The sequence below is a fragment of the Ruegeria sp. CDSC025 genome, from assembly GCF_059610805.1.
The window spans coordinates 83,226-107,754 of the sequence record NZ_JBXWOJ010000001.1 but is presented as its reverse complement, the minus strand read 5'-3'; the positions used below and the strand labels follow the sequence as shown (position 1 = coordinate 107,754).

Annotated in this window: 24 protein-coding genes; 11 read left to right on the top strand and 13 right to left on the bottom strand. The window is 57.1% G+C overall.

From position 1 onward, the window contains the following. Positions 1-71: 71 nt before the first annotated feature. A complete protein-coding gene (locus AC2FH8_RS00565; RefSeq protein ID WP_282027462.1) occupies positions 72-827 on the bottom strand; it encodes a glutathione S-transferase family protein in 756 nt (251 codons plus the stop codon). A 188-nt stretch (positions 828-1,015) separates the two neighbouring features. Here AC2FH8_RS00565 and ctaD point away from each other — a divergent pair, with 188 nt between their 5' ends. The 3 genes from ctaD (at position 1,016) to AC2FH8_RS00550 (ending at position 3,964) form a co-directional block, all read left to right on the top strand. Then, a complete protein-coding gene (gene ctaD / locus AC2FH8_RS00560; protein WP_142634476.1) occupies positions 1,016-2,689 on the top strand; it encodes a cytochrome c oxidase subunit I in 1,674 nt (557 codons plus the stop codon). 139 nt (positions 2,690-2,828) lie between these two features. Further along, a complete protein-coding gene (locus AC2FH8_RS00555; protein ID WP_142634478.1) occupies positions 2,829-3,428 on the top strand; it encodes a 2-hydroxychromene-2-carboxylate isomerase in 600 nt (199 codons plus the stop codon). Positions 3,429-3,472: 44 nt separating this feature from the next. After that, complete coding sequence (locus AC2FH8_RS00550; RefSeq protein ID WP_142634480.1) at positions 3,473-3,964, top strand: DUF2244 domain-containing protein; 492 nt, start codon at positions 3,473-3,475, stop codon at positions 3,962-3,964. A gap of 21 nt (positions 3,965-3,985) precedes the next feature. On the opposite strand, the gene AC2FH8_RS00545 is transcribed toward AC2FH8_RS00550, so the two are convergent. Beyond that, a complete protein-coding gene (locus AC2FH8_RS00545) occupies positions 3,986-4,465 on the bottom strand; it encodes a GatB/YqeY domain-containing protein (RefSeq protein ID WP_142634482.1) in 480 nt (159 codons plus the stop codon). A gap of 184 nt (positions 4,466-4,649) precedes the next feature. Between AC2FH8_RS00545 and carA the strand changes: the two genes are divergently transcribed. Both carA and AC2FH8_RS00535 read left to right on the top strand, forming a co-directional pair. Next, entirely contained in the window at positions 4,650-5,816 is a 1,167-nt protein-coding gene (gene carA / locus AC2FH8_RS00540; RefSeq protein WP_281972285.1) for a glutamine-hydrolyzing carbamoyl-phosphate synthase small subunit, read from the top strand. A 73-nt stretch (positions 5,817-5,889) separates the two neighbouring features. Beyond that, complete coding sequence (locus AC2FH8_RS00535; protein WP_496687566.1) at positions 5,890-7,761, top strand: glycosyltransferase; 1,872 nt, start codon at positions 5,890-5,892, stop codon at positions 7,759-7,761. A 3-nt stretch (positions 7,762-7,764) separates the two neighbouring features. On the opposite strand, the gene AC2FH8_RS00530 is transcribed toward AC2FH8_RS00535, so the two are convergent. After that, positions 7,765-8,412 (bottom strand): GntR family transcriptional regulator, encoded by a 648-nt coding sequence (locus tag AC2FH8_RS00530; RefSeq protein WP_142634488.1) that lies wholly within the window; start codon positions 8,410-8,412, stop codon positions 7,765-7,767. Between the two features lie 99 nt (positions 8,413-8,511). On the opposite strand from AC2FH8_RS00530, the gene AC2FH8_RS00525 reads away from it, so the two are divergent. The 3 genes from AC2FH8_RS00525 (at position 8,512) to AC2FH8_RS00515 (ending at position 10,761) form a co-directional block, all read left to right on the top strand. Then, positions 8,512-9,156, top strand: a complete 645-nt coding sequence (locus tag AC2FH8_RS00525) for a pyrimidine 5'-nucleotidase (RefSeq protein WP_142634490.1) — start codon at positions 8,512-8,514, stop codon at positions 9,154-9,156. An 85-nt stretch (positions 9,157-9,241) separates the two neighbouring features. Continuing rightward, positions 9,242-9,490, top strand: coding sequence for a hypothetical protein (locus AC2FH8_RS00520; RefSeq protein WP_271946430.1), 249 nt, complete (start codon positions 9,242-9,244; stop codon positions 9,488-9,490). A gap of 74 nt (positions 9,491-9,564) precedes the next feature. Continuing rightward, on the top strand, positions 9,565-10,761 hold the full coding sequence (locus AC2FH8_RS00515) for a UbiH/UbiF family hydroxylase (protein ID WP_496687564.1): 1,197 nt from the start codon (positions 9,565-9,567) through the stop codon (positions 10,759-10,761). A gap of 10 nt (positions 10,762-10,771) precedes the next feature. Here AC2FH8_RS00515 and AC2FH8_RS00510 read toward each other — a convergent pair whose 3' ends face one another. Beyond that, the gene (locus AC2FH8_RS00510; protein ID WP_496687562.1) at positions 10,772-11,899 is read right to left on the bottom strand and encodes an aminotransferase class V-fold PLP-dependent enzyme; all 1,128 of its coding nucleotides are present in this window, start codon (positions 11,897-11,899) and stop codon (positions 10,772-10,774) included. Positions 11,900-12,128: 229 nt separating this feature from the next. Between AC2FH8_RS00510 and hutC the strand changes: the two genes are divergently transcribed. Further along, positions 12,129-12,830, top strand: coding sequence for a histidine utilization transcriptional repressor HutC (gene hutC / locus AC2FH8_RS00505; RefSeq protein ID WP_142634498.1), 702 nt, complete (start codon positions 12,129-12,131; stop codon positions 12,828-12,830). A 7-nt stretch (positions 12,831-12,837) separates the two neighbouring features. On the opposite strand, the gene AC2FH8_RS00500 is transcribed toward hutC, so the two are convergent. Beyond that, entirely contained in the window at positions 12,838-13,296 is a 459-nt protein-coding gene (locus tag AC2FH8_RS00500) for an Lrp/AsnC family transcriptional regulator (RefSeq protein WP_142634500.1), read from the bottom strand. Beyond that, positions 13,293-13,748, bottom strand: a complete 456-nt coding sequence (locus AC2FH8_RS00495; protein ID WP_271946422.1) for an Lrp/AsnC family transcriptional regulator — start codon at positions 13,746-13,748, stop codon at positions 13,293-13,295. The genes AC2FH8_RS00500 and AC2FH8_RS00495 overlap by 4 nt, the downstream gene beginning before the upstream one ends. A 132-nt stretch (positions 13,749-13,880) precedes the next feature. Here AC2FH8_RS00495 and ilvC point away from each other — a divergent pair, with 132 nt between their 5' ends. Beyond that, complete coding sequence (gene ilvC / locus AC2FH8_RS00490; protein ID WP_142634504.1) at positions 13,881-14,903, top strand: ketol-acid reductoisomerase; 1,023 nt, start codon at positions 13,881-13,883, stop codon at positions 14,901-14,903. A 39-nt stretch (positions 14,904-14,942) separates the two neighbouring features. On the opposite strand, the gene AC2FH8_RS00485 is transcribed toward ilvC, so the two are convergent. Then, positions 14,943-15,287, bottom strand: coding sequence for a hypothetical protein (locus AC2FH8_RS00485; RefSeq protein ID WP_496687560.1), 345 nt, complete (start codon positions 15,285-15,287; stop codon positions 14,943-14,945). 77 nt (positions 15,288-15,364) lie between these two features. Here AC2FH8_RS00485 and AC2FH8_RS00480 point away from each other — a divergent pair, with 77 nt between their 5' ends. Continuing rightward, positions 15,365-16,273, top strand: a complete 909-nt coding sequence (locus AC2FH8_RS00480; RefSeq protein ID WP_496687558.1) for a DMT family transporter — start codon at positions 15,365-15,367, stop codon at positions 16,271-16,273. Here AC2FH8_RS00480 and glmM read toward each other — a convergent pair. The 6 genes from glmM to AC2FH8_RS00450 all read right to left on the bottom strand — a co-directional run bounded on the left by glmM (position 16,270) and on the right by AC2FH8_RS00450 (position 24,499). Beyond that, a complete protein-coding gene (gene glmM, locus AC2FH8_RS00475; protein WP_496687556.1) occupies positions 16,270-17,613 on the bottom strand; it encodes a phosphoglucosamine mutase in 1,344 nt (447 codons plus the stop codon). The two genes, AC2FH8_RS00480 and glmM, sit on opposite strands and share 4 nt — an antisense overlap. A 35-nt stretch (positions 17,614-17,648) precedes the next feature. Continuing rightward, on the bottom strand, positions 17,649-18,647 hold the full coding sequence (gene folP, locus AC2FH8_RS00470) for a dihydropteroate synthase (protein ID WP_496687553.1): 999 nt from the start codon (positions 18,645-18,647) through the stop codon (positions 17,649-17,651). Then, positions 18,644-19,564, bottom strand: coding sequence for a dihydroneopterin aldolase (locus AC2FH8_RS00465; protein WP_496687550.1), 921 nt, complete (start codon positions 19,562-19,564; stop codon positions 18,644-18,646). The genes folP and AC2FH8_RS00465 overlap by 4 nt, the downstream gene beginning before the upstream one ends. A gap of 100 nt (positions 19,565-19,664) precedes the next feature. Next, positions 19,665-20,993 carry a multicopper oxidase family protein gene (locus AC2FH8_RS00460; protein ID WP_496687547.1) on the bottom strand — a complete coding sequence of 443 codons (1,329 nt, stop codon included), beginning with the start codon at positions 20,991-20,993 and terminating at the stop codon, positions 19,665-19,667. A 116-nt stretch (positions 20,994-21,109) separates the two neighbouring features. Further along, the gene (locus tag AC2FH8_RS00455; protein WP_271946407.1) at positions 21,110-21,784 is read right to left on the bottom strand and encodes a cell wall hydrolase; all 675 of its coding nucleotides are present in this window, start codon (positions 21,782-21,784) and stop codon (positions 21,110-21,112) included. Positions 21,785-21,937: 153 nt separating this feature from the next. Continuing rightward, on the bottom strand, positions 21,938-24,499 hold the full coding sequence (locus AC2FH8_RS00450) for a putative PEP-binding protein (protein ID WP_281972295.1): 2,562 nt from the start codon (positions 24,497-24,499) through the stop codon (positions 21,938-21,940). Positions 24,500-24,529: the final 30 nt, after the last annotated feature.

Below are 24,529 nucleotides of genomic sequence, written 5' to 3'. Positions count from 1 at the left end.
CGTTTGGACGTTTTTCATGAGGTGTTTGTGCGGTGCCGCATCTTGGCGGTCAAGACGCAATGCACATGCGATCAAAGCGACAAGGGTGTTTCCAGAAAATCGCGGTATATCCTGTCCCGATGCAACAGCAAACCTGCCGAAAGCGTATCCCGTACAGGATCGGATATATGCTCGAAAACCCTTCGGGTACTCGGCCGCATAGCACACAACTCTTCCGGCAACGGTGCGAACAAAGCCATGAAGGCAGCACAATAAATATCTGCTGCAGTGAGCGTGTTGCCAAACAGAAAATCACCACTTTCTGCGAGCTTGCTGCTGACGCGTTTCAATATCCCATCAGCGCGACCGGCAGCCATTTCACCTGCTTCTGTATCATAGCCGCATTTCTTGCCAAGATAGTCGGCAATCTTGGGATGGAACCCACCTTCTTGGCCTCGCATACCAGCATGGATTTGCTGAAGCCGCCTTTGCCAGCCCAATCCATTTGGGGCCGTAAGTAAGTCAATGAAGGCGAGAATGTCGGGCGCCATTGATGCTGGCAACAAATCTGGTTCAGGCGCGATTCGTTGTGCCAAGGCGACAATATCGGCCGTTTCGGAAAGCGGTACTTCATCTTTCCAGAACACAACCGGTGCGCTGTCCGTTTGCGCCCAGATGGTCTGCGCCCGGTCCTGATGGTCCAGATAAACTGGCAGCCAAGGCAGACGCTTTACGTGAAAAATACCCTTTGCGGCTTCGCTCCAAGGGCTTGGCACACCTCCGACAACGATCATGCGTAGCCCGGTGGCCGCCTGAGCCTTTTCGGTCGTCACGTAGTTCAGAACCATCCGGTCTCCTCCATTTGCCGAAAGTTGTGCTCTTTTTCGAAGCCCTGCAACCGGCACCCGCGACAATTAATCTTGATCCAGATCAAACTCGACCATTGAAGGTCGCCCCCACGCAATCTAAAACCAGCAGGAATCCCGCGCGTTGGAGAGGTCCGACAGCGCGGTGTAGTTGCAACAGGAGGCACCTAATGGCAGACGCAGCCATTCATGGTCACGACCATGAAGACCAGCGCGGGTTCTTTACCCGCTGGTTCATGTCGACCAACCACAAGGACATCGGGATTCTGTACCTGATCGTCTCGGCCCTGGCCGGTCTAATCTCGGTTCTGATGACTGTTATCATGCGGATCGAACTGATGGAGCCCGGGGTACAGCACATGTGCATGGAAGGGTTCCGCTTGTTCGGCAGCGGTGCCGAGCTCTGCACTCCGAACGGGCATTTGTGGAACGTGATGATCACCTATCACGGTGTTCTGATGATGTTCTTCGTGGTCATCCCTGCCCTATTCGGCGGATTTGGCAACTATTTCATGCCGTTGCAGATTGGCGCGCCGGACATGGCGTTCCCGCGGATGAACAACTTGTCCTTCTGGCTCTATGTCGCCGGTACTTCGCTGGGCGTGGCCTCGCTGCTGAGCCCCGGTGGTAACGACCAGCTTGGTTCGGGCGTCGGCTGGGTTCTGTACCCGCCGCTGTCGACGAGCGAGGGCGGAATGTCCATGGACCTCGCGATCTTTGCCGTGCACGTATCGGGCGCCTCCTCGATCCTCGGCGCGATCAACATGATCACCACCTTCCTGAACATGCGTGCCCCGGGCATGACCCTGTTCAAGGTGCCGCTGTTCAGTTGGTCGATCTTCATCACCTCGTGGCTGATTCTTCTGTCGCTGCCGGTTTTGGCAGGTGCGATCACCATGTTGCTAATGGACCGCAACTTTGGTTTCACCTTCTTTGATCCGGCCGGTGGTGGTGATCCAATCCTGTATCAGCACATCCTGTGGTTCTTTGGCCACCCAGAAGTGTACATCGTGATCCTACCTGGATTTGGCCTTATCAGCCACATCATCGCGACCTTCTCGCGCAAGCCAGTCTTCGGTTACCTGCCGATGGTTTGGGCACTTATTGCGATCGGTGTACTGGGCTTTGTCGTGTGGGCACACCACATGTACACAGTCGGCATGTCGGTCCAGCAGCAAGCCTACTTCATGCTGGCAACGATGGTCATCGCGGTTCCTACCGGCGTTAAGGTCTTCTCGTGGATCGCAACCATGTGGGGCGGCTCGATCGAGTTCAAGACACCGATGCTGTTTGCTTTCGGTTTCCTGTTCCTGTTCACCGTTGGCGGTGTGACCGGTGTGGTTCTGTCGCAGGCCGGTATCGACCGCGCCTATCACGACACATATTATGTGGTTGCACACTTCCACTATGTGATGTCGCTGGGCGCAGTGTTTGCGATCTTTGCCGGAATCTACTTCTACTTCTCCAAGATGACAGGCCGTCAGTATTCAGAGTTCTGGGGCAAGGTTCACTTCTGGCTGTTCTTCATCGGCGCCAACCTGACCTTCTTCCCCCAGCACTTCCTGGGCCGTCAGGGCATGCCACGTCGCTACATCGATTATCCCGAAGCGTTCGCGCAGTGGAACTATGTCTCGTCGATTGGCGCCTTTGTATCCTTCGCCTCGTTCCTGCTGTTCTTTGGTATCGTGTTCTACGCCTTGTTCCGTGGCGCACGTGAGACCCGGAACAACCCGTGGAACGAATACGCGGATACGCTGGAATGGACGCTGCCCTCGCCGCCGCCCGAACACACGTTCGAGCAGCTGCCCAAGCAAGAAGACTGGGACAAGGGCCACGCGCACTGATCCCTCTGAACCAACAGAAAACCCCGCCAACTTGGCGGGGTTTTTCATTTCTAAGTGGCGTGCCACCGGAAATTCGCCAGATCGGTCAAAATAGGGTACTCTGGTAAAGGCAAAACAATCGGCAACCCCGAGGGTTCATATGCCCGATCTTGATTTCTGGTACTCTATCGGAAGCACTTACAGCTTTCTGACGATCATGCGCCTGGACGATTGGTGTTCTGAACACGATGCGTCCGTCACATGGCGGCCGTTCAATGTACGCACAGTGATGTCGCAGCAGAAGAACATCCCCTTTGCAGGGAAACCCGTCAAATCCGCCTATATGTGGCGCGACATTGAGCGTCGGGCGGCCAAGTACCATATGCACGCCCAGCTTCCTGCGCCCTACCCCATTTCTGACCTTGCCTTGGCAAATCAAGTAGCGCTGTTGGGAATGGAAGAAGGCTGGGGCAAGAACTTTACGCAAATTCTATATCGGATCTGGTTCGAAGAAGGTGTAGAGGCCGGCAGCGAAACCGCCCTGTCCGAAGCGCTACATCGCAGTCAGCAGGATCCCCGACTGATCCTGTCCCGCGCGCGCAGCCCCGACATTGTTGCCGCACTTGAGGCGGAAACACTACGCGCAATCAAGCTGGGCATTTTTGGCGCCCCAAGCCTGGTTGTGGGGAACGAAGTCTTTTGGGGGGATGATCGGCTGGACGATGCCCTATCGTGGGCCCGCGTCGGGCACGTCATCTGAATTTTCAGCGTCGACTCGGACGCGCTTTGGGCTATCTTCCGGCCATGCCCTACAGATGGAATCAAACCACCACATCAGAACTTGAGCTGCGCTTGTGGCCGCATAACTCGCTGCCGCGTCATTGGGCAGTTCGGGTTGTGTTTAGTGTCTTTTTGTTCGGGTTGATCCCGCTTTTGGCCGTGCTCGGCTCGGCCTTGCTTTGGGGGTTGCTGCCCTTCCTGCTGCTAACAGTTATTGGCCTTTGGCTGGCTCTCCGGTCAAACTATCGGGCCCGTAGCATATTCGAAGTCCTGACGCTGACCGGAACACAGGCGCATCTGATACATCATGACCCGCGACGGGGGCAGCAGGAATGGGCCTGTAATCGCTATTGGGCCCGCCCCGAGATCCATCAGAGCGGCGGCCCGGTTCCGAACTACGTCACCCTCAAGGGTGAAGGTCGCGAAGTAGAAATCGGCGCATTCCTGTCCGAGGAAGAGCGGATTGCGCTTTACGATGACCTCAAAGAAAAACTGCGCGAACCAGTCGCGCAGTAAGCTCTCAGCATGTCACGGCAGTCAGCCGCTGGCAGCCGCACAAAGCTGATCTTTGACCATGGGCCCAACTTTCCCAAAATCCATCTGGCCAGTATAGCGTGTCTTGAGCTCGCCCATGACCTTGCCCATATCCCGGATCGACCCGGCACCAGTGGCCGTAATCGCTGATTGGATGGCTTTCGTCACCTCATCGTCGTCCAGTTGCTCGGGCAGGAATTCTTCTATGACTTCTATCTCGCGCAGTTCACGCTCCGCCAGATCGAGGCGTCCACCCTCTTCGTAAGCACGCGCACTTTCCTTACGCTGCTTGGACATTTTCCCTAGAATTTCAAGAACTTCGGCATCACCGCAACCCTTGGCTTCCTCGTTGACCGCAGCACGAGACGCGATATCCCGGTCCTTGATTGCTGCATTGATCAGACGTAGGGTCGACAGACGCTCGGCGTTCTTGTCTTTCATTGCTTGCTTCAGGGCGGAATTCACCCGTGATCGCATATCCATTTAGTTTGTCCATCCCCATGACAAAAGGAACCCCGACCATATCGAAACAAAAAGCGTGATACAACCGGGGGCCTCAACATCTAAGTCATTGATATTGCTCAATAGCCCAAAAATTGAACACACTTGACCCAAGCGCATAACCCCCTTAGGTATGCGCCGATTTACCCTGCAGGAGAGTCGCGCTATGGCCCAGAACGCCCCGTCTAAGCCCACCGCATGTCTGGCTTTGGCCGATGGAACACTGTTCTACGGGGTCGGTTTCGGCGCCACAGGCCAGACCGTGGCCGAGCTGTGTTTCAACACCGCAATGACCGGCTATCAAGAGATCATGACCGATCCTTCTTATGCCGGACAGATCGTGACCTTCACTTTCCCTCATATCGGAAATGTTGGTGTGAACCCCGAGGATGACGAAACCGGTGATCCTGTCGCGGCAGGAATGGTCGTCAAATGGGACCCAACCGAACCGTCCAGCTGGCGGTCTGCTGAAGAGCTGAAATCATGGCTTGCCCAGCGTGGGCGTATTGCCATTGGCGGTGTCGATACCCGCCGGTTAACCCGCGCAATTCGCCAGCAAGGCGCACCTCATGTGGCATTGGCTCATGATCCTGAGGGCAATTTCGACATCGAAGCTCTGGTTTCGGCAGCGCGTGGCTTTGCCGGGCTTGAAGGTATGGATTTGGCCAAGGAAGTGACTTGTGCGCAAAGCTATCGCTGGGATGAGATGCGTTGGGCCTGGCCAGATGGCTATAAACGGCAAGAGGCCCCAGTACATAAGGTTGTGGCACTGGATTTCGGGGCAAAGCGCAATATCCTGAGATGCCTTGCCTCGACCGGGTGCGATGTCACTGTGCTGCCCGCAACGGCCACCGCGGCTGAGGTTCTGGCCCATAATCCCGACGGCGTATTCCTGTCCAATGGCCCCGGTGATCCAGCGGCTACGGGTGAATACGCAGTACCGATGATCAAAGAGGTATTGGACACCACCGACCTACCCGTATTCGGGATTTGCCTTGGTCATCAGATGCTTGCGCTGGCCCTTGGCGGTCAGACTGTCAAGATGAATCACGGCCACCACGGGGCGAACCACCCGGTAAAAGATCTCGAGACTGGGAAGGTGGAAATAACGTCGATGAACCATGGGTTTGCGGTAGACGCTCAAACCCTTCCCGACGGTGTCGTTGAGACTCATCGTTCGTTGTTTGATGGTTCAAACTGCGGAATTCGCATGACGGATCGACCGGTCTATTCGGTACAGTACCACCCAGAGGCATCTCCAGGCCCACAAGACAGCTTCTACCTGTTCGAGCGGTTCTCGCATGCGATGGCCGCCCGAAAGGCACAGGCATAATCATACAGCCTTAACGGCCTGTTAACCTTAATCGCTCCACCCTGACGCAGATTACCACGTCTGGGTTGATTGAATGGTTGAACTGAACCTGCAGCATTTCGCATCGGCCGCGCCGATTTCTGCAACGGTGCGCAAGCCTTTGGGGGCTTGCCTGATCGACCGCGGGCTGCTTTCGAACCATCAGTTGCAAAAAGCCCTGCACCTGCAATCCAGACAAAATGTTGCACTGGGCGAAATCCTGGTCGGCGAAGGCTGGGTAGATCGGTCCGAGGTTCTGACGGCGCTGTCTGAACAAACAGGATTGCAGATCGCGGACCTGGATCTGCATCCACCAAATCCGGACCTTTGCAAAACCCGCCCCGCCAGCTTTTGGCTGGATCACAACATCATTCCCTGGATGCGCATCGGTCCCATTCTGCTGGTCGCTACCGCCAATCCCGATCAATTCGACGCAGTTCGCAAGCAGTTGGCAAAGGAAAAGCAAACGATCATACCCGTGCTTGCCGATGCGGACCGGATCGACGACGCGATCGCCAGAATTTTCTCGGAAAGCCTTGCTGAAAAGGCTGAAACCCGTGTGGCAATAGCTCATAGTTGCCGATCCTGGAATCGGCGCTCGCGTATTGGGCCGATTGCCATAGTGCTTGGCCTCGCCACACTGTTCCTGGCGCAACCCATTCCGGGGCTGCTGGCTCTGGTCGTTTTGGCCGTTACGTCGCTTGTATTATTCCTGACATTGCGTCTGGCGGGATTGCTCTCGTTTCTATGTTACAAAGGAAAACGCCACAGTCAGACCGCCACCACGCTTCCTCTTCGACTGCCTCGCGTTTCCATCATGGTCCCTTTGTACAAAGAGCGAGAGATTGCTGGCGCTCTGATCCGCCGATTGCGGCGTCTGACATATCCCAAAGCTCTTTTGGACGTCATTCTGGTTTTGGAAGAAACGGATATGGTAACCCGTGCAACCCTGGCCAAAATCGAGCTGCCCTGTTGGATCCGCACGATCGAAGTACCGGCATTAAGCGGGCTGACGACAAAACCGCGCGCGATGAATTATGCGCTGGATTTCTGTCGTGGTGACATTCTAGGCGTTTGGGATGCCGAGGACGCCCCTCTTCCCGATCAAATCGAACGCGTCGTCGGACATTTCACCCAAGCCAGTGAAGACGTCGTCTGCTTGCAAGGCGTTCTGGACTATTACAACCCGCGCACCAACTGGCGGTCTCGCTGCTTTACCATCGAGTATAACAGTTGGTTTCGGGTCATCCTGCCTGGCATTGCCCGGTTGGGACTGGTGGTTCCACTTGGTGGTACAACCTTTTTCTTTCGTCGCGAAAAGCTGTTGGAACTGGGCGGTTGGGATGCCCATAATGTGACCGAAGACGCGGATCTGGGCGTCCGCCTCAGCCGCGCGGGTTATCGGACCGAGATGGTTGATACCGCCACTTTCGAAGAAGCAAACTTTCGGGCCTGGCCTTGGGTCAAACAGCGTTCACGATGGCTCAAGGGCTTTATGGTCACATATCTTGTCCACATGCGCTCGCCGATCCATCTGCTGAAAGAGCTGGGTGTGCTGCGCTTCCTTGGGCTCCAGGCGTTTTTTCTGGGCACCGTCGGACAATTCCTGCTGGCCCCGGTTTTGTGGCTGTTCTGGCTTACCACATTCGGATTGGCCAGCCCGCTGGATCCCGTCATTCCGGGCAAGGTCATGACCATACTGATAGCTCTGTTCGTATTTGCAGAGATCACGAATGTGACCATCGGGATACTGGCTGTCGCCGCCCGTGAAAGACAGTTTCTGATGCCGTGGGTGCCGACAATGCCGTTGTATTTCCCCTTGGGTGTGCTGGCAGCTTACAAAGCCCTTTGGGAATTGGCTATCAACCCGTTCTTCTGGGACAAAACCCAACACGGTCAAGCCAGTGAAGAAGCCTTCGACATGTGACCGTCAGCTTTCGCGACGAACCGCATCCTGCTTGAGACGCGTCATGAAAGCGACCGAGATATGCTCTTTCAACGCACGTTCCGCGGCTTGCTCGTCACGGGCGGCTATCGCCTCGACGATGCCTTTGTGTTCACTTTGCGCGATTTCACCGCGCCCGGAAACCGCAAGCGATGTCGTTGCCATCAAGGCCATTGTGCGGTGCACAAGGTTCAGCTGTTGCACCAAATAGCGGTTGTGCGAGGCCAGATGGATCTGTTCGTGAAACCGCCGGTTCGCCCGAGACAGGGCGTTTGGATTGTCCACCAGCGCATCATCTTCGGCAACCATTTCCTGCAGCACCTTGATCTCTTCCTCGGTCGCGTGCTTGGCGGCCAAACTTGCAGCGAGACCTTCAAGTTCACGGCGAACGACATATAGCTCTGCCATCTGATTGTGGTCCAATGAGGCCACAATCAGCGAACGCCCGTCGCGTTCAAGCAAGGATTGGGTCTCTAACCGCTGCAATGCCTCGCGGATTGGCGTGCGCGAAACACCGAACCTTTCGGCCAGCTCGCTTTCGACCAGCCTGTCACCGGGCTTGTAGATGCCCACATCAATCGCTTCGAGAATAAGGCTGTAGGCGTCGCTGTTGGACTGCTTGGATTGGGGCATCTTTAGTTTTTCTCCTCGTTCGGACATGTCTATCCGTCTGCAGTGCGCACAATCAAGTACTGCATTGAAAACCTGCGCTGCGCGGCTTAAACGGCAGGCATGGTCAAACCTGCCTTCAGCCATGTCTCCCAATGGGTGTTCGATCTGGACAACACCCTGTACCCGCCGCATATGCGCCTGTTCGATCAGATCGAGGTGCTGATGACGGATTATGTGGTCCAGGCCATCGGCGTCGACCGGGCCGAGGCCGACCGGCTGCGATCCCATTACTGGCGCGAATATGGCACCACGCTGGCCGGGCTGATGGCCGAACATGATCTGGATCCCGACCCTTACCTGCATGCCGTGCATCAGGTGGATATGAGCCATATGGACCCGGACGTGGATCTGGCGGCACATATTCGTGCTCTGCCCGGTCGCCGCATTGTCTATACCAATGGCAGCGCGCCCTATGCCGAACGCGTCCTTGCGGCGCGTGGCCTCAGCGGTTTGTTCGATGCCATCTATGGGGTTGAGCATGCGGGATACCGTCCTAAACCCGAGAAGGCAGCATTCCAGGCCATCTTTGCGCAAGACGGAATCAAGGCAGAAAAAGCGGCCATGTTCGAAGACGATCCGCGCAATCTGGCGGCCCCGCATGAGATGGGGATGCGCACGGTTCATGTCGCGCCCGAACCGCACATGGCCGATCACATCCACCACCATACAGACGACCTGACCGCCTTTCTGGCCCGCCTGCGATAGGCTGTCACACTGCGACGATCTGCACGTACTGCGACCCGGGCGCCGCCCCTATATCCCAACTGCGACGAACAGAACGGAGACCCAGATGTCCGCAATCGAAATGCCCCCGCGCTCACCCATCTGGCAGCGCCTGCTATTTGCTGTTCCTCTGTTTGGCTGGATGGCGCGCGATGCGGCCGATGCAGATGGGGACGACTGGTATTACACCGCTGCCGCCATCTTCAGCATGTGGGGCTGTTCAGTGATGCTGTTTGGCTTGCCGGGCTTGTATATCCCCGCCGTCGTGATGGTGCCCGTGATATTCCTGATCCTCATCCTGATCTCGCGCGGCTGACCTGCGAGACAGGATGTCACTTGGCGCGGGAAGTCGAACCGCTCTAGGGTCGGCTCAGAACCAAAGAGGGCGCCATGAACGACCAGTGTGACATCCTGATTTCCGGCGGCGGAATTGCCGGTTTGACCGCAGCAGCGGCCCTTGGCGCGGCTGGATTCAATGTGGTCTGTGTTGATCCTACCCCACCTGTGACCCAGCGGGACGTGGACGGATCGGATTTACGGACCACCGCGTTTTTGCAACCAGCCCACGGTCTTTTGGAACAATGCGGGCTGTGGGAAAAACTTGACGCGCATGCCGCCCCTCTTCAGATCATGCGGATTGTGGATGCAGGCGGCGATGTGCCCGAGCCGCGCGTGGTGCGCGACTTCAATGCCGCGGATATCTCGGACCAGCCCTTTGGTTGGAACCTGCCAAACTGGCTCTTGCGGCGCGAAATGGTGGCCCGTCTCGCTGAACTGCCCAATGTCGATTTTCGCCCCGGAACGGGCACAGTCAGCTTGTTCACCCGTACAGCCGAAGCCCGCGTTGGCCTGAGCGACGGGACGCGCATCCGCTGCAAACTGGTGATCGCCGCAGATGGTCGCAACTCGCCCATGCGAGAGGCCGCCGGGATCAACGTGCACACCACGCGCTATGGGCAAAAGGCGTTGGCCTTCGCGGTTACACACTCGATCCCGCATCAGAACGTCTCGACCGAGATTCACAGGTCCGGCGGCCCGTTCACGCTGGTTCCCCTGCCCGACTGGCAGGGTCAGCCCTCGTCCGCGATTGTGTGGATGGAGCGTGGCCCGCGCGCGGTCGAATTGCTGAACACCGAACCGGAAAGTTTTGAAGCGCTGATGACCGAACGGTCCTGCGGGTTGTTCGGTCCGTTGAAACTGGCTTCACGCCGAACAATCTGGCCGATCATCAGCCAATCGGCAGAGCGCCTTTCGGGCGAACGCGTGGCCCTGATGGCCGAAGCCGCCCATGTCGTGCCCCCCATCGGTGCGCAGGGGCTGAACATGTCCTTGGGTGATCTGCGATGCCTGCTGGATTTGGCACAGGCCCGTCCCGAGGGCCTGGGTGACGCGCGGATGTTGGATGCCTATCACAAAGCGCGTCACACCGAGATCGAGGCCCGGGTCAAAGGTATCGACCTGCTGAACCGCGCCTCGATGATCGAAGCGCGGCCTTTACGGGACATACGTGCAATGGGGTTGAACGCGCTGTATTCGCTGCCGACCGTGCGCAAGACGCTGATGCAGATGGGCCTCGGCGTCCGCTAACGCCCGATTGTCACAAAACCTGGTCCAGCACGCGCTTTAGACGCGCGATTGTGCCGTCAACATCGTACAGCTTGTCCAGACCGAACAGGCCCAGACGGAAGGTGCTGAACCCGTCTGGCTCATCACATTGCAAGGGTACACCAGCAGCGATCTGCATGCCCAAGGCGGCGAATTTGCTGCCGTTCTGGATATTGGGATCCGAGGTATAGCTGACCACCACACCCGGCGCACCAAACCCATCGGCAGCGACAGAAACAATGCCCTTCTCCTTCAGCATTGCCCGTACTCCGTCCCCCAATGCCCACTGGGCGTCACGCAGTTTGTCAAAGCCATAGTCTCGAGTCTCAGCCATCGTGTCGCGGAAGGCTTTCAGCGCATCTGTTGGCATCGTGGCGTGATAGGCGTGACCGCCATTTTCATAGGCTTGCATGATCTGACGCCATTTCTTCAGGTCGACGGCAAAACTGTCCGAAGTCGTCTCCTCCAGCCTTGCCTCAGCCTGTTCGGACAGCATGACAAGACCCGCGCAAGGCGATGCGCTCCACCCTTTCTGAGGGGCCGAGATCAGGATATCCACACCCGTCGCCTTCATATCCACCCATGCGCAGCCCGAAGCGATGCAATCCAGAACCATCAGCGCCCCAACCTCGTGGGCTGCGGCTGCCATCGCCGAAATATAGTCGTCGGGCAGAATGACCCCGGCCGCTGTTTCGACATGCGGCGCAAAGACCACATCCGGGCGCCCATCGCGGATCGTTTCGATGACTTCCTCGATCGGAGCAGGCGCAAATGGGGACGTTGCCGAGTTGCCGGTCTGGCGCGCCTTCAGAACTGTTGCCGACGCCGTCAACCCACCGGACTCGATGATCTGGCTCCACCGATAGGAAAACCAGCCATTCCTGACCACCAGAACATTGGCATTGCGGGCAAACTGGCGCGCGACTGCTTCCATTGCATATGTACCACCGCCCGGGATAACGGCCACACCGTCAGCGTTGTAAACGCCTTTCAGCATCTCAGAGATGTCGCGCATCACATGCTGAAACTGAACCGACATGTGATTAAGCGAGCGATCGGTGAAGACGACCGAAAACTCCTCTAACCCATTGGGGTCAATTTTGTCCAAAAGCGGGGGCATTGGTATTCCTTTCAAATTCCACGAAACGAGCGGGTGTTCGCAACTTCGCTCACTGCCTCTCAGTTATTACTGAAAATTGACCCAACGGAACCCGGTTTCCTAAGAAAATTTTAACGCCTCAAAGGCCCTATCGACAACTAATGACGCCAAACAGTGTCAGCAACCCTTTACACCCCTACGTGTTTCTGACCAGATACATACACTTTGGAGAAGAAAGGTATTTTCACTCGTGACTGCGCATAAGCGGATCAGTTTTCAGTTTGTACGTGACGAAGTAAAACGACGAATAGAAACCAGAGTTTGGCCACAGGGGTCGGTGCTGCCGACAGAAACCCAGTTGGCAGAAGAATTTAATTGTGCCCGTGCCACGGTGAATCGTGCTTTGCGGGAACTGGCAGATCAGGGCTTCGTTGAAAGAAAACGTAAAAGCGGAACGCGGGTCAAAAAAGAACCCAGCAAACACGCAAAACTGGAGTTTTCCCTGACCCGACTGGATGTCGAGGGGCAGAACTCCACCTATCGTTATGCGCTGGTCGAGCGTAATATCGTCTCCAGCCCCGGATGGCTTGCCTCTCAGTTAAGCGTCTCGCAAGAAGCGCGTGTTTTGCATATTGTCTGCATGCACTATGCAGACAACCGGCCGTTTCAACTGGAAGAGCGCTGGATCAATATCGATGCAGTTCCAGAAGTGGAACATGCTGACCTCGACACCAAAGGCCCGCATGAGTGGCTGTTGCACGCCGCCCCCTTCACCGATGCTGAAGTCGCCTTTTGCGCGATTTCGGCAGATGGACGGCTGGCTGAATTCATGGGGACAACCTCGGGGACGTCCATGATCCAATTAGAGCGCACGACATGGAAAGACGGGCAGCCAATTACCTTTGCGCGCATGACACATCATCCCGGATATTACATCCGTACCAGGTACTGAAACGGGCCTAGCCGATAGGCCCGGGTAGCCTCTCTTCGCTCAGCAATACATTGGCTTCGACATCTCCGGCCCCGGGCAAAGTCATTATCCGGCGGCGCAGAACACGTTCAAAGTCCGAGAGATCCCGTGCCACGACGCGCAAACGGTAATCATAGAGGCCCAACACATGTTCAACGGTTTGAACCTCGGGGATCGCACTGACGGCACGTTCGAAATCTTCAAGGCTGACCTGACCTTTCCGCGCTAACTTGACCCCCAGAAAAACTGTCACCCCAAACCCCAACGCTTCTGCATTCAAACGCAGGTGGCGCCCCTTTATGATCCCCGTCGTTTCAAGCCTCCGGATACGGCGCCACATCGCGGGCTGAGACAGGCCAAATCTACGCCCCAAGGCACCCGCGCTTTGCGTTGCATCCTGGATCAGAGCGCGCAGAATTTTGCGGTCGAGCTCATCCAATTCGGTCATAGCGGCAGCACCTCATCGCTTTTGACCCGCGCGATATGCATCAATGCCTCGATATCTGCGATATGCGGCAAAGTCAGGATACGGTCACGATACAGCTGCTGGTAATGTGCCATATCCTTGGCAAGCACAGATAAGCGCACATCCACGCGGCCCAAAAAGGTCTGAATCTCGATCACCTCGGGAACCTCGCGCGCGACACCCATGAACTCGTCGAATGCACGCGGTTGGGTCTTATCCAGCGTCACCCGCAATGAAACCTCGACTGCATATCCCAATGCGGCCCAGTCAATGATCGCCTCTTGGGCTTGAATAATCCCGGCCTCTTGCATTTTTTCGATACGTCGCCAGCAGACACTTGTGCTGATGCGACAAAGCTCGGCCAACTCAGCGGTTGTCAGCGTCGGGTCGGCCTGGAAATGACGCAGAAGCCTGCGGTCAACATCATCAAGCATGATTTTTTCTTTTTTATTATACTTCAAGAATAGATACTCGAGTTATTCGTGATAATTCAAGGATAACAGTATCGCTATCCTTGGAAAATCGCCTTAAAACCCACAGCAATCGAAACAGAAAGGACCAGCATCATGCGCGTCTATTACGATCGCGATTGCGACATCAACCTGATCAAAGACAAAAAAGTGGCCATCCTGGGTTATGGCAGCCAGGGTCATGCACACGCGCTGAACCTGCGCGACTCGGGCGCGAAGAATCTGGTCGTTGCCCTGCGCGAAGGCTCGCCTTCGGCTAGGAAAGCCGAAGCCGAAGGCCTGGCGGTCATGGGCATTGCAGAAGCGGCAGCCTGGTGTGATGTCATCATGTTCACCATGCCCGATGAATTGCAGGCCGAAACTTACAAGAAATACGTGCATGACAACATCAAGCCGGGTGCTGCGATTGCGTTCGCCCACGGCCTGAATGTTCACTTTGGCCTGATCGAACCGAAAGCAGGCGTAGACGTCATCATGATGGCCCCCAAAGGCCCCGGCCACACCGTCCGTGGTGAATACACCAAAGGTGGCGGCGTTCCCTGCCTTGTGGCTGTTGACACTGACGCAACCGGCAAAGCGCTGGAAATCGGTCTGTCCTATTGCTCGGCCATCGGTGGCGGCCGTTCGGGCATCATCGAGACCAACTTCCGCGAAGAATGCGAAACCGACCTATTCGGTGAACAGGCGGTTCTGTGTGGCGGTATCGTCGAGCTGATCCGCTGCGGCTTTGAAACTCTGGTCGAGGCAGGTTATGCACCCGAAATGGCCTATTTCGAGTGTCTACACGAAACCAAGCTGATCGTGGACCTGATCTATGAAGGCGGAATCGCCAACATGGATTACTCGATCTCGAACACTGCTGAATACGGTCAGTACGTCACTGGTCCGCGCATCCTGCCTTATGAGCAGACCAAGAAGGCAATGAAAGAGACCCTGTCGGACATCCAGAGCGGCAAATTCGTACGCGACTTCATGCTGGAAAATGCTGTGGGTCAACCCACCATCAAAGCCTCGCGCCGTTCCAATGACGAGCACCAGATCGAAGTGGTCGGCAAAAAGCTGCGGGACATGATGCCCTGGATTTCGGCCGGTAAACTGGTCGATCAGGAAAAGAACTGATCCTATCGTGACGCCGCCCCCCGGGGCGGCGTCATTCATTTAATGGGCGTTAAAAATTTCTATCGACGGCCCGCCAACAATATCCACATGGGTATACATCGGGTTCGAATGCTGCTCGAACCGCACCGGCTTGTCGACAACCACCGAGGGCCATTTCCCGGGCTTCTGACAGAGGAAGATGTTGAGCAGCAAATGGCTGGGATTGATCCCCTGCGGATTGGCGATAACCAACATGGGCTCGACCCCTGGATTACCAACCGTGACAATGCCCGTCACAATCAACCTAGCGGGCCCCGGAGGCATCTTGTTGTTCCAAGCATACCAATCTCGTGAAGCCACATCGTCTCCGGGCTGGCAAACAGCATTCACTTCTTTGTAGTCCATAATTTGTCTCCAAATTCTTTTTCCAATACCCCTACAATACCACACTCGCAGCTAATTGTGACGAAGCAGGCAATACCATGAGAGAACCCTCTGAAATCACCAACAAAAACTGGCTTATGGTCGCTGTACTTGGCTTCATCTGGGGCGGCACATTTATGGTCGTGGCCATCGCGCTCGAAGGGTACGGGCCCGTCACAGTAGCAACAGCGCGCACGACTCTGGGCGCGCTCACCCTTATACTGCTGATGGGGGCGACGGGTCGCAAATTGCCAACAACCACGCGGGGCCTTTGGCCCTCAATCATCGTGATCGGCATTCTGTCGACGGCCCTACCTTTTTTGCTTCTCAGCTGGGGCCAGCAATATGTTCCGTCCGCCTTTGCGGGCCTTTCGATGGCGGCCATCCCGTTGATGGTGTTGCCACTGGCACATTTCTTTTCGGATGAGCCCCTCAACGCGCGGCGTTTTGTTGGCGTATCACTTGGATTTGCAGGCGCACTGGTGCTGATTGGCCCTGGCCTTGCACAGCTTGGTCAAGGTGCGGAACCACTGGCACAGCTGGCCTGTATTGGTGCTGCACTGTGCTATTCCTGCGCTTCTATATTCACGCGCAGATGCCCTCCGGTCGATCCGGTTGTTCTGGCTGCGCTCACTTTGCTGGTCGGCGCGGCAATCTTGTTGCCCATCATGCTGGTAACCGAAGGGGTGCCAAATTGGCATGGCGCACGGCCTAGCCTCGCCATAATCGCATTGGGCCTTGTTCCAACCGCCTTTGCCACGTTGCTGCGCGTCTCGATTATTCGCAGCGCCGGGTCTGTTTTTCTGACGCTGGTCAACTACCAAGTTCCGATATGGTCGATGGTGTTTGGCGCGTGGGTTCTGTCCGAGGCATTGCCGATACGGTTTTACGTTGCTCTAGCGATGATCCTGACCGGGCTAGCGATCAGCCAGTGGTTCAGCCTGCGCAAAATGCTGGCCGGTCGCTAGCCTGCAACCGCCGCGACCTCAGCAACGATACTGTCAACGACTTTGGCCAACAGCTGATCATCTTCACACTCCGCCATGACGCGGATCAGAGGTTCAGTGCCGGATTTACGGATCAGTAATCGGCCTTTTCCTTTCAGACGCTCTTCGGCATCCGAGATTGCGGCTTTCACACCAACTGTTTCCAGCGGGGCCTGCCCCTCGCCATAGCGCACGTTCTTCAACAGTTGCGGTACTGTTTCGAACTGAACCGACAGTTCGGATGCGTTGCGCCCGGAATGTACCATTTCAGCCAGGAAATGCAGGCCCGCCATGAGGCCATCGCCTGTGGTGGCATAATCGCTCATGACGATGTGGCCAGATTGTTCACCACCCAGGTTGAAATCTCCTTCACGCATCCGCTCGACTACATAGCGGTCGCCTACGGCCGTTCGTTCAAGCCTGAGCCCCTGCGAAACGAGATGGCGTTCGAGACCAAGGTTGGACATGACTGTCGCGACCAAAGCGCCGCCGCGCAAGCGGTCGGCCTTGGCCCAAGAGGTCGCTAACAACGCCATCAACTGATCGCCGTCGGCCACGTGTCCGTGCTCATCCACGATCACAACCCGATCGGCATCACCATCCAGGCAGATCCCCACATCGGCCCCGTGCGCCACCACCGTTTCAGCTGCTAGCTGAGGTTTGGTCGAACCGCAATTCAGGTTGATATTCTTACCGTTAGGAGAGGTGCCTACAGGAATGACCTCGGCCCCAAGTTCCCACAAAACTTCGGGCGCAGTACGGTGCGCGGCGCCATTGGCGCAATCCACCACCACTTTCAAACCGTCCAGCCTAAGATCGCGGGATAGCGAAGATTTCACCCGCTCGCCATAGCGAAACCGCGCATCGTCTACCCGGCGGGCCCGACCGATATTTTGGGCCTGCGCAGGCTTAACCCCTTCTTCGATCAGCCGTTCGATTTCAATTTCCGCCTGATCCGACAGTTTGAAGCCATCAGGCCCGAAAAACTTGATCCCGTTGTCTTCGGCGGGGTTGTGACTGGCCGAGATCATCACGCCCAGATCGGCGCGCATTGACCGCGTCATCAGGCCGACAGCCGGCGTTGGAACCGGTCCCAGCAACAAAACATTCATCCCGGTCGAGGTCAGCCCCGCCGTCAGCGCGTTTTCCAGCATATACCCAGACAGGCGCGTATCCTTGCCAATAACAACACGGTGCACGCCGGATTGGTCACGTCGGAAGTACCGCCCAACCGCGGCCCCCATGCGCAGGGCCATCTCAGCCGTGATCGGATGCGTATTGGCGGTGCCCCGCACCCCATCGGTTCCGAACAGCTTACGCATTGGTGTCCCTCCGTAAATTCTTGCTTGCGACCGGATTACCGGACGGCGGCCCATAGACGCAAGGCCTGAGCGGTTTCAGCGACGTCATGAACACGAAGGATCTGCACGCCCTGTGCCAATCCGGCCAGCCCCACGGCGATTGATCCCGGCGCACGGGCATCTTTGCGGGGTTCTTTGCCTATCTGACCAATAAACCCCTTTCGGGACACGCCCAGCAGGATCGGACACCCCAAACCGTGAAACAGGCTGAGATTCTGCAGAAGGATAAGATTGTGCTTTTCGGTTTTGCCAAATCCTATGCCCGGGTCGATAACGATCTGGTCCCGGCTCATGCCGAGGTCTTCAAGAAAACCAACCTGCCCATGTAGGAAGTCATAAACATCCAGCAAAACATTGTCGTAAGTCGGGTCATCCTGCATCGAACCGGGATCGCCCTGCATGTGCATCACGCAGACAGGGGCTCCAACCCGGGCACAGAACGGCGCAAGGTCCGGATCGAAGGTAAAGCCCGAGACGTCGTTGATCAGCCCTGCCCCGGCTTTCCAAGCGGCTTTGGCAACGGCGGCTTTGCGGGTATCTATGGAAGTCAACGCATCGGTGGCCGACCTGATCGCCCTGATCAGCGGTTCGGTCCGGGCGATTTCCTCATCTTCAGGGACAAAGGTTGCACCCGGGCGTGTCGACTCGCCTCCGATATCAAGAATACTGGCGTCCTGCGCGACCATGTCCCGCGCCGCAGCCTGTGCCGCCTCGACCGAGTTATGCACCCCGCCATCCGAGAAACTGTCCGGCGTGGCATTGAGGATGCCCATGATCTGGGGCCGATCCATCGCAACGCCAGAAATAGCGGCCCGTGGACGTGTCAGCCGATCCAGCACATCGCCGGGAACCTGCGCAGCCGGGATGATGCACGCGGCTTCAGTCCGGCTGAGGCGTTCGACATGGGTGAACCACAGCGTCTGACCGGCTAAGGTCACCGCCCCTTCAGGGCGCGCCTCACCATGCTGAACCAAGGGTCGGTAGTAAGCAGTCACAGATTCGCCTGATCCACCGGCACAGCGCGCAGCGGAGTCTGGGGTGAGTCCGGCAAGGCGCCTCCGAATACCATCAGCTCGCTCGCTTCGAATGTCGCGGCAAACCACGCCGCCAGAGCGACCGCATCCGAGGGCGCAGCCGACGGGCCGTCCACTGCATCAAGCACGATCTTGGACGGCGCCCAGACGCAAATCTGCCCGTTCTTCATGGCCCAATCCAACTCGGTCCGGGTGGAAACGACAACGCAGCGCAGGTCGCGCGCGGCCAGTACCCAGGCGTTCTGTTCAATGGCCAGCAGGTCGATCCGGCGCTGAGTCATCGCGTGACCGGTTTGCGAAACGGCCATATCCGCCGCCCCGACGCAGAGGATCAGGGGGCGTTTCCGGTTTTCCAACTGGTCAATCCAGCCGGTCAGATTGTCCGACGCGATTGCTTCGTTTGACAGGAAGGCCAAACGCGGGTGCGGACGCTCTTCCTCGACCAGCTCGTGGTGAGTTGCATCTTTACCGCGCACGATCTCAACGCCCAAAGCGCCGGGGCCACGATCCAGCTTTTCTATTCTGACAAAGGCTCTTACAGCCTGAGGTTCAAGCAGAATTCTCTCGGCAATCCGGTCCGCCAGAGTTTCCAGCAGGTTCAACCGCTCGGCCGACAGCTCAAAGCCGATGGCCTCGGTCACACGATCATAGGACAGGATGCGATCAACATCATCGTCAATAGGATCGGTCAGCGGGCGCACCTCGACAACGATATTAAAGCAAATGCGTTGCGTCGTTCCACGCTCGGCCTGAAAGGCGCCGATCTCGACCTCGACAATATGGTCACGCAGAGAGATGCGATCCAGAGGTCCCCGCGTGGCAGTCGCCTCGGACCGCTCGGACGGGTGCGCAAAGGCAAGACGGATTTCAGAACTCATGCGATTGACCCTTTGGGCTTGGTGGGCGTATCGGCCCTAATTACACATTGCAGGCCCTATAACATCGCAGCAAACGCCATTCCAGTCTTCGAATGCGGCGTCAGCTGACGCGAAACCAGCTCATCATTCCGGATGCGGAATGACCCAGCATATGGCAGTGTAACAACCAGTCGCCTGGATTGTCAGCAATCAGCGCGATTTTACGGGTCTGACCCCGCCCTATCAGTATCGTGTCGCGCCAGGGGCCCAGCGTGCCGTCATCCAGGATGATGCGGAAATGGTGCCCATGCAGGTGCATAGCGTGGGGAAACGCCGTTTCATTGACAAACTCAATCTGATGAGCACTTCCCAATCGCGCATCCAGAAACGGCTCATCCGGTCGATCAGAATAGCCATTCAATGCCCAAAACCTCCCGAGTTGGGCCAATTCACGGCCTGATAGTTCGGTCTCGCCCATATTGGCGGAATCCAGCCAGCGCATGGCCCCGCCTTGCAGCGTCATGCGATGGATCGGTGCGTCGTCCAGCCGAACCTTAGGCATCTCATTTGCTGGCAAAGGGCGGATTCCAGTCCTGTTTGCCGCCGCCTGACCGGCCACCGCAAGCCGAACCAGACCGAAGCTGTCACCGCGTTCTTGACTTACAAGCCCGGCAATCTGACCCTCATCACTTTGCACATCCACAATCAGATCCATCCGCTGAGCAGGTGCAAGCGGGACGTTCCCGGAAACCGGCAAAGGGTCAACCAGAGGCATTCCATCCAAAGCGACGATCCAACCTGTCAGACCATCCAGCCCCAGATCGAATATCCTGGCATTTGCCGCATTGATCAGCCGCAGCCTCAGGCGCGCGCCGCGCGCCACTGCATATTCTGGATCAAACTGGCCATTAACTGTGACGAGATTGCCCAAACGCCCGGCGTGGCTGAGGTCGTGCTGGTTATCAAAATCTTCTACGATCTGCCCGGTTTCCGGGGCTAACCTCCAGTCGTCCAGGACAAGGGTCAAATCCTGATCCACATCAGGCAGATTATCTTCTTCGACAATCAATGGGCCGTAGAGGCCACGCGCAACCTGCTCCATGGATCGGTTATGGGCATGATACCAATATGTCCCCGCATCCGGGACCACAAAGTCATAGGTAAAACTGTGGCCTGGCTGAACAGCGTCCTGCGTCAGACCCGGGACTCCGTCCATTGCATTGACAATTCGAATGCCATGCCAGTGGATCGTAGCGGGTTGGGGCAAATCGTTTACCAATCTGCGCCGGACGTTTTGCCCTTTGCGCAGGCGAATTTCTGAACCGGGCACATTTCCACCAAAGGACCAAACCGAGGTCTCGGGGTACCCGTCAGGGGCCAGCTGTCGGGAGACGATCTGGGCAACCAAATCATCTATTGCGGCATGCACTGCCTTGGGCAACAGCAACATTGCTGTACCGGATTGCAATATCTGTCTGCGTGATAACAACAATACGGACCTCCTTGGCCCGCAATCTAAACCGATTTTCGTCCCGCGCCAGTAGGGTTCCAGCGCGGGTGCGTCAATCAGTTGCTCGCCGTCTGATAGTTGTGACGGTAGAAAATATGAACACCGATACGCGCAGTTTCCTTGTAGACCTTGGCCCAAGACGGGCGCACTGCGGTCGTGTGATAATGCGTAGCCCCTTCGGTGAGCTTTTTGGCAGCCCCGTCGATGGCTGTACGCGCGACTTTCGCTACACGCTCATAGGCCTTCTTTTCTCGGATCACTTCCTCTTGACCGTCACAGGTATAGGTGAACTGGCACTGGTATTTCTTACCTGTGCCCTGATTGATCACACCACACAGCGTGTCGGGAAAGCGGCTGCTGGCAACACGGTTGAGGATAACCTCCGCCACAGCAAACTGACCGCGCACACCTTCGCCGCGCGCTTCAAAGTACAACGCCTCGGCCAGGCACTTGAACTGTTCACCTCCGGTGGCGGTGGGTTGCTCGTCCAACCAGCTCTTGGAGTAGGACACTTCTTTCGGCTCAGGCTCCTGTCGGGGCTTGAACAAATTCAGATAATCGCGAAAATTCTGACCGGGCAGTTCGCTACGGGCGACCAGCTCACGTTTCGCAGTATCGGTTGCTTCCCTCTCAGCGAAGGACACACTAGGCAGCATGGTTGTCGCCATAACGGCAACAGCCAGAATATATCTTAGCATCAGATAACCTCGCACAGGCACATTCTGCGCCATACCCTCCCCCGGCGGGCGCGATGAGGCTCATACCGAATTGAATCGGAAACGTCCAGATCAGAAGAAGTTGCAAGTGGAAAATCGCCGTAACGTCAAAATAAGTTGACGACGGCTACCTTCTTTTCACACTAATCCTTGGGTCGGCAGTTACTGTCAACCCCCAAGTCTGGACGAAATCGCCAGTTGAGCGGCAGCCAGCCGAGCGACAGGTACCCGGAAGGGTGAACATGACACATAGTCGAACCCCAAATCCCGACAAATTGCGATTGATTCGGGGTTTCCGCCATGTTCGCCACAGACCGACAGGGTCACGTCCGGCTGAACCCGGCGTCCGCGTTCAGACCCCAGCTTCAGCAATTCCCCTACACCATCGGGATCTAGCACGTGGAACGGATCCTCGGCGAAAACACCCTGACGCACATAAGCAGACATGAAACGACCAGCGTCATCACGAGACAATCCATAGGTCATTTGGGTCAAATCATTGGTGCCGAAGCTAAGGAACGCAGTTTGTGGAGCGATTTCGTCCGCCCGCAGGCAGGCACGCGGCGTTTCCACCATGACCCCCAGCCGATATTCGAACTCTTGCCCTCGTTCAGCTGCTACCGACGCCGCAACCGTGTCTATCCGAGATTTGACAAGCTCAACCTCGCGCTTGGCCGAAACCAGCGGTATCATCACCTCGGGGACCACCAGAGCGCCCTCTTTGCTGGCCTCAAGCGTCGCCTCAAAGATTGCCCGGGCCTGCATATCATAGATTTCCGGCACCGTGATGCCCAGCCTGACGCCGCGCAATCCCAACATCGGATTATATTCGGTCATCTCGGCGACACGGCGTTCCACATCCGAAACCGGCAGATCAAGTGCCTCTGCCAATTCACGCTGGCCACTGCGAGTCGTGGGCAGGAACTCATGCAACGGCGGGTCGAACAGGCGGATACAGACCGGTTGACCTTCCATAATTCGAAAGAGTTGCACGAAATCTGCGCGTTGCATCGGAAGCAGACGTTCCAGAACCGCCGCACGACCGGAAGAGGTTTGAGCAAAGATCATTTCGCGCATCACGATCAGGCGGCCGGGATCAAAGAACATATGTTCCGTCCGGCACAGGCCGATCCCTTGTGCCGAAAAGTTCCGAGCGGTCTGCGCATCCGCAGGCGTATCGGCATTGGCGCGGATCTCAATATCACGTTCGGCGTCTGCCCAGCTCATAAGCGTCTGAAAACAATCGTCTAGCGCCGCCTCAAGCATCGCGGGTTGCCCCGCCAGAACCTGCCCCGAAGTTCCGTCTATCGTCAGCTTGTCGCCCGTTTTGAAAACGCGGCCATCCTGGGCTGTCAACATCTTCTCTTTGGTCTGAAACCGCATTTCAGAGGCGCCAACGATGCAAGGCAGGCCCAAGCCGCGACCGATCACGGCCGCATGGCTGGTCATCCCACCCTTTTCGGTCAGAACAGCCACTGCGGCGTGCATTCCCCGGACATCTTCCGGGGACGTCTCTCGGCGCACCAGAATACAGGGCTCGCCCCGCGCGGCACTGGCCTGCGCCTCGGCCGCAGTAAACACAAGCTTTCCGGTTGCCGCCCCTGGACTGGCTGCAATGCCTGTGGTCAGCACATCACGGCGCGCGTCGGGGTGAACCTGCCGGTGCAGCAACTCGTTCAGAGAATGCGGATCGACCCGCATCACCGCCTCTTGCTGAGGAATGATGCCATCCTCGGCCAACCGAACGGCAATCCGCATGGCAGCACGGGCACTGCGCTGCACGCGCACACCGTCCAGAATGTGAACGTGCCCATTTTCGATGACGAATTCGACCTGCATTTCCTCACGCAGCTTTTCGCGCATGATTGCAGCATGTGCCTTGAGTTCCGCGAATGCCTTGGGCGCAACTTCCTCAAGCGACTTACCACGCGGATCCTTTTCCAGATACAGCGCAGCGACCCCCTCGCCCAACGCATCGCGACCCTGGCTTTGGCTGAGGTAACGACCGGTTATCTGCTGCAGCCCTGTTGTCGGATCAATCAGTTGCAGAACGCCGGACCCGCATTCGCCCTGCCCCACACCCGGGACCATCTCCTGAATGACCAGGCCCAGACCTGCATCCGCTGGCGCACCTTTTGCCTGGCGTAACAGCCGGGCTGAGGTTCCATCCCAGGCCCGCGCCATCGATCGCAGAACCGCAACCAGCTGCTCACCACGATCCTGTGGGAAAGGCTCGTCGGTTTCATCCTCATAGGCCCGCAACGACTGGCGCAGACCTTCCAGCCCATCGGCCTCGATGTCGTCAAACACATCCGCATCCAGACGCGCCACATGAATGGCATAGCTTTGAACAAAGCGCAGCGACAGTGCAGCCGCGGCCTCGTTCCCCATCTCGTCTGACAGGTCCACATAGCGCGCATCATTCATACCGATGTTGAGGATTGCCCCCGGCCCGCCCCAATCGGGATCCTCGGAGCTTGGGCGAACACACAGCAACGCCGCCTCGTCGAACTGTTCGAGAATGGCCGCAATGTCGGGCACCTGCCCGCCGGCGATCCGCTGCACTGCATCAAAGGACAATGCAACCGTTCGTGGTACGGGAAAATCCAACCGAACCAGGCGCTGCAGGCATTTCGCGCGCCCGCCATGAGTATTCGCCGCTACGGGCGCTTCGGCTGTGATCAGCGTGGTATGCGGGTTATTCTGCACTGCGGCACCTTTTGGTTTCACCGCAGCATAGGCCGCTGCGCCCGTGGCGCA

Coding starts and splice junctions, on each gene's coding strand:
- AC2FH8_RS00555 (WP_142634478.1), top strand. CDS start 2,829: ATGCCCGATCTTGATTTCTGGTACTCTATCGGAAGCACTTACAGCTTT.
- AC2FH8_RS00535 (WP_496687566.1), top strand. CDS start 5,890: ATGGTTGAACTGAACCTGCAGCATTTCGCATCGGCCGCGCCGATTTCT.
- AC2FH8_RS00485 (WP_496687560.1), bottom strand. CDS start 15,287: ATGGACTACAAAGAAGTGAATGCTGTTTGCCAGCCCGGAGACGATGTG.
- glmM (WP_496687556.1), bottom strand. CDS start 17,613: ATGCGTAAGCTGTTCGGAACCGATGGGGTGCGGGGCACCGCCAATACG.
- AC2FH8_RS00545 (WP_142634482.1), bottom strand. CDS start 4,465: ATGGATATGCGATCACGGGTGAATTCCGCCCTGAAGCAAGCAATGAAA.
- AC2FH8_RS00520 (WP_271946430.1), top strand. CDS start 9,242: ATGTCCGCAATCGAAATGCCCCCGCGCTCACCCATCTGGCAGCGCCTG.
- AC2FH8_RS00455 (WP_271946407.1), bottom strand. CDS start 21,784: ATGGCGCAGAATGTGCCTGTGCGAGGTTATCTGATGCTAAGATATATT.
- AC2FH8_RS00565 (WP_282027462.1), bottom strand. CDS start 827: ATGGTTCTGAACTACGTGACGACCGAAAAGGCTCAGGCGGCCACCGGG.
- AC2FH8_RS00515 (WP_496687564.1), top strand. CDS start 9,565: ATGAACGACCAGTGTGACATCCTGATTTCCGGCGGCGGAATTGCCGGT.
- carA (WP_281972285.1), top strand. CDS start 4,650: ATGGCCCAGAACGCCCCGTCTAAGCCCACCGCATGTCTGGCTTTGGCC.
- AC2FH8_RS00465 (WP_496687550.1), bottom strand. CDS start 19,564: ATGAGTTCTGAAATCCGTCTTGCCTTTGCGCACCCGTCCGAGCGGTCC.
- ctaD (WP_142634476.1), top strand. CDS start 1,016: ATGGCAGACGCAGCCATTCATGGTCACGACCATGAAGACCAGCGCGGG.
- AC2FH8_RS00495 (WP_271946422.1), bottom strand. CDS start 13,748: ATGCTTGATGATGTTGACCGCAGGCTTCTGCGTCATTTCCAGGCCGAC.
- AC2FH8_RS00550 (WP_142634480.1), top strand. CDS start 3,473: ATGCCCTACAGATGGAATCAAACCACCACATCAGAACTTGAGCTGCGC.
- AC2FH8_RS00460 (WP_496687547.1), bottom strand. CDS start 20,993: ATGTTGCTGTTGCCCAAGGCAGTGCATGCCGCAATAGATGATTTGGTT.
- AC2FH8_RS00500 (WP_142634500.1), bottom strand. CDS start 13,296: ATGACCGAATTGGATGAGCTCGACCGCAAAATTCTGCGCGCTCTGATC.
- AC2FH8_RS00530 (WP_142634488.1), bottom strand. CDS start 8,412: ATGCCCCAATCCAAGCAGTCCAACAGCGACGCCTACAGCCTTATTCTC.
- AC2FH8_RS00525 (WP_142634490.1), top strand. CDS start 8,512: ATGGTCAAACCTGCCTTCAGCCATGTCTCCCAATGGGTGTTCGATCTG.
- AC2FH8_RS00510 (WP_496687562.1), bottom strand. CDS start 11,899: ATGCCCCCGCTTTTGGACAAAATTGACCCCAATGGGTTAGAGGAGTTT.
- AC2FH8_RS00480 (WP_496687558.1), top strand. CDS start 15,365: ATGAGAGAACCCTCTGAAATCACCAACAAAAACTGGCTTATGGTCGCT.
- ilvC (WP_142634504.1), top strand. CDS start 13,881: ATGCGCGTCTATTACGATCGCGATTGCGACATCAACCTGATCAAAGAC.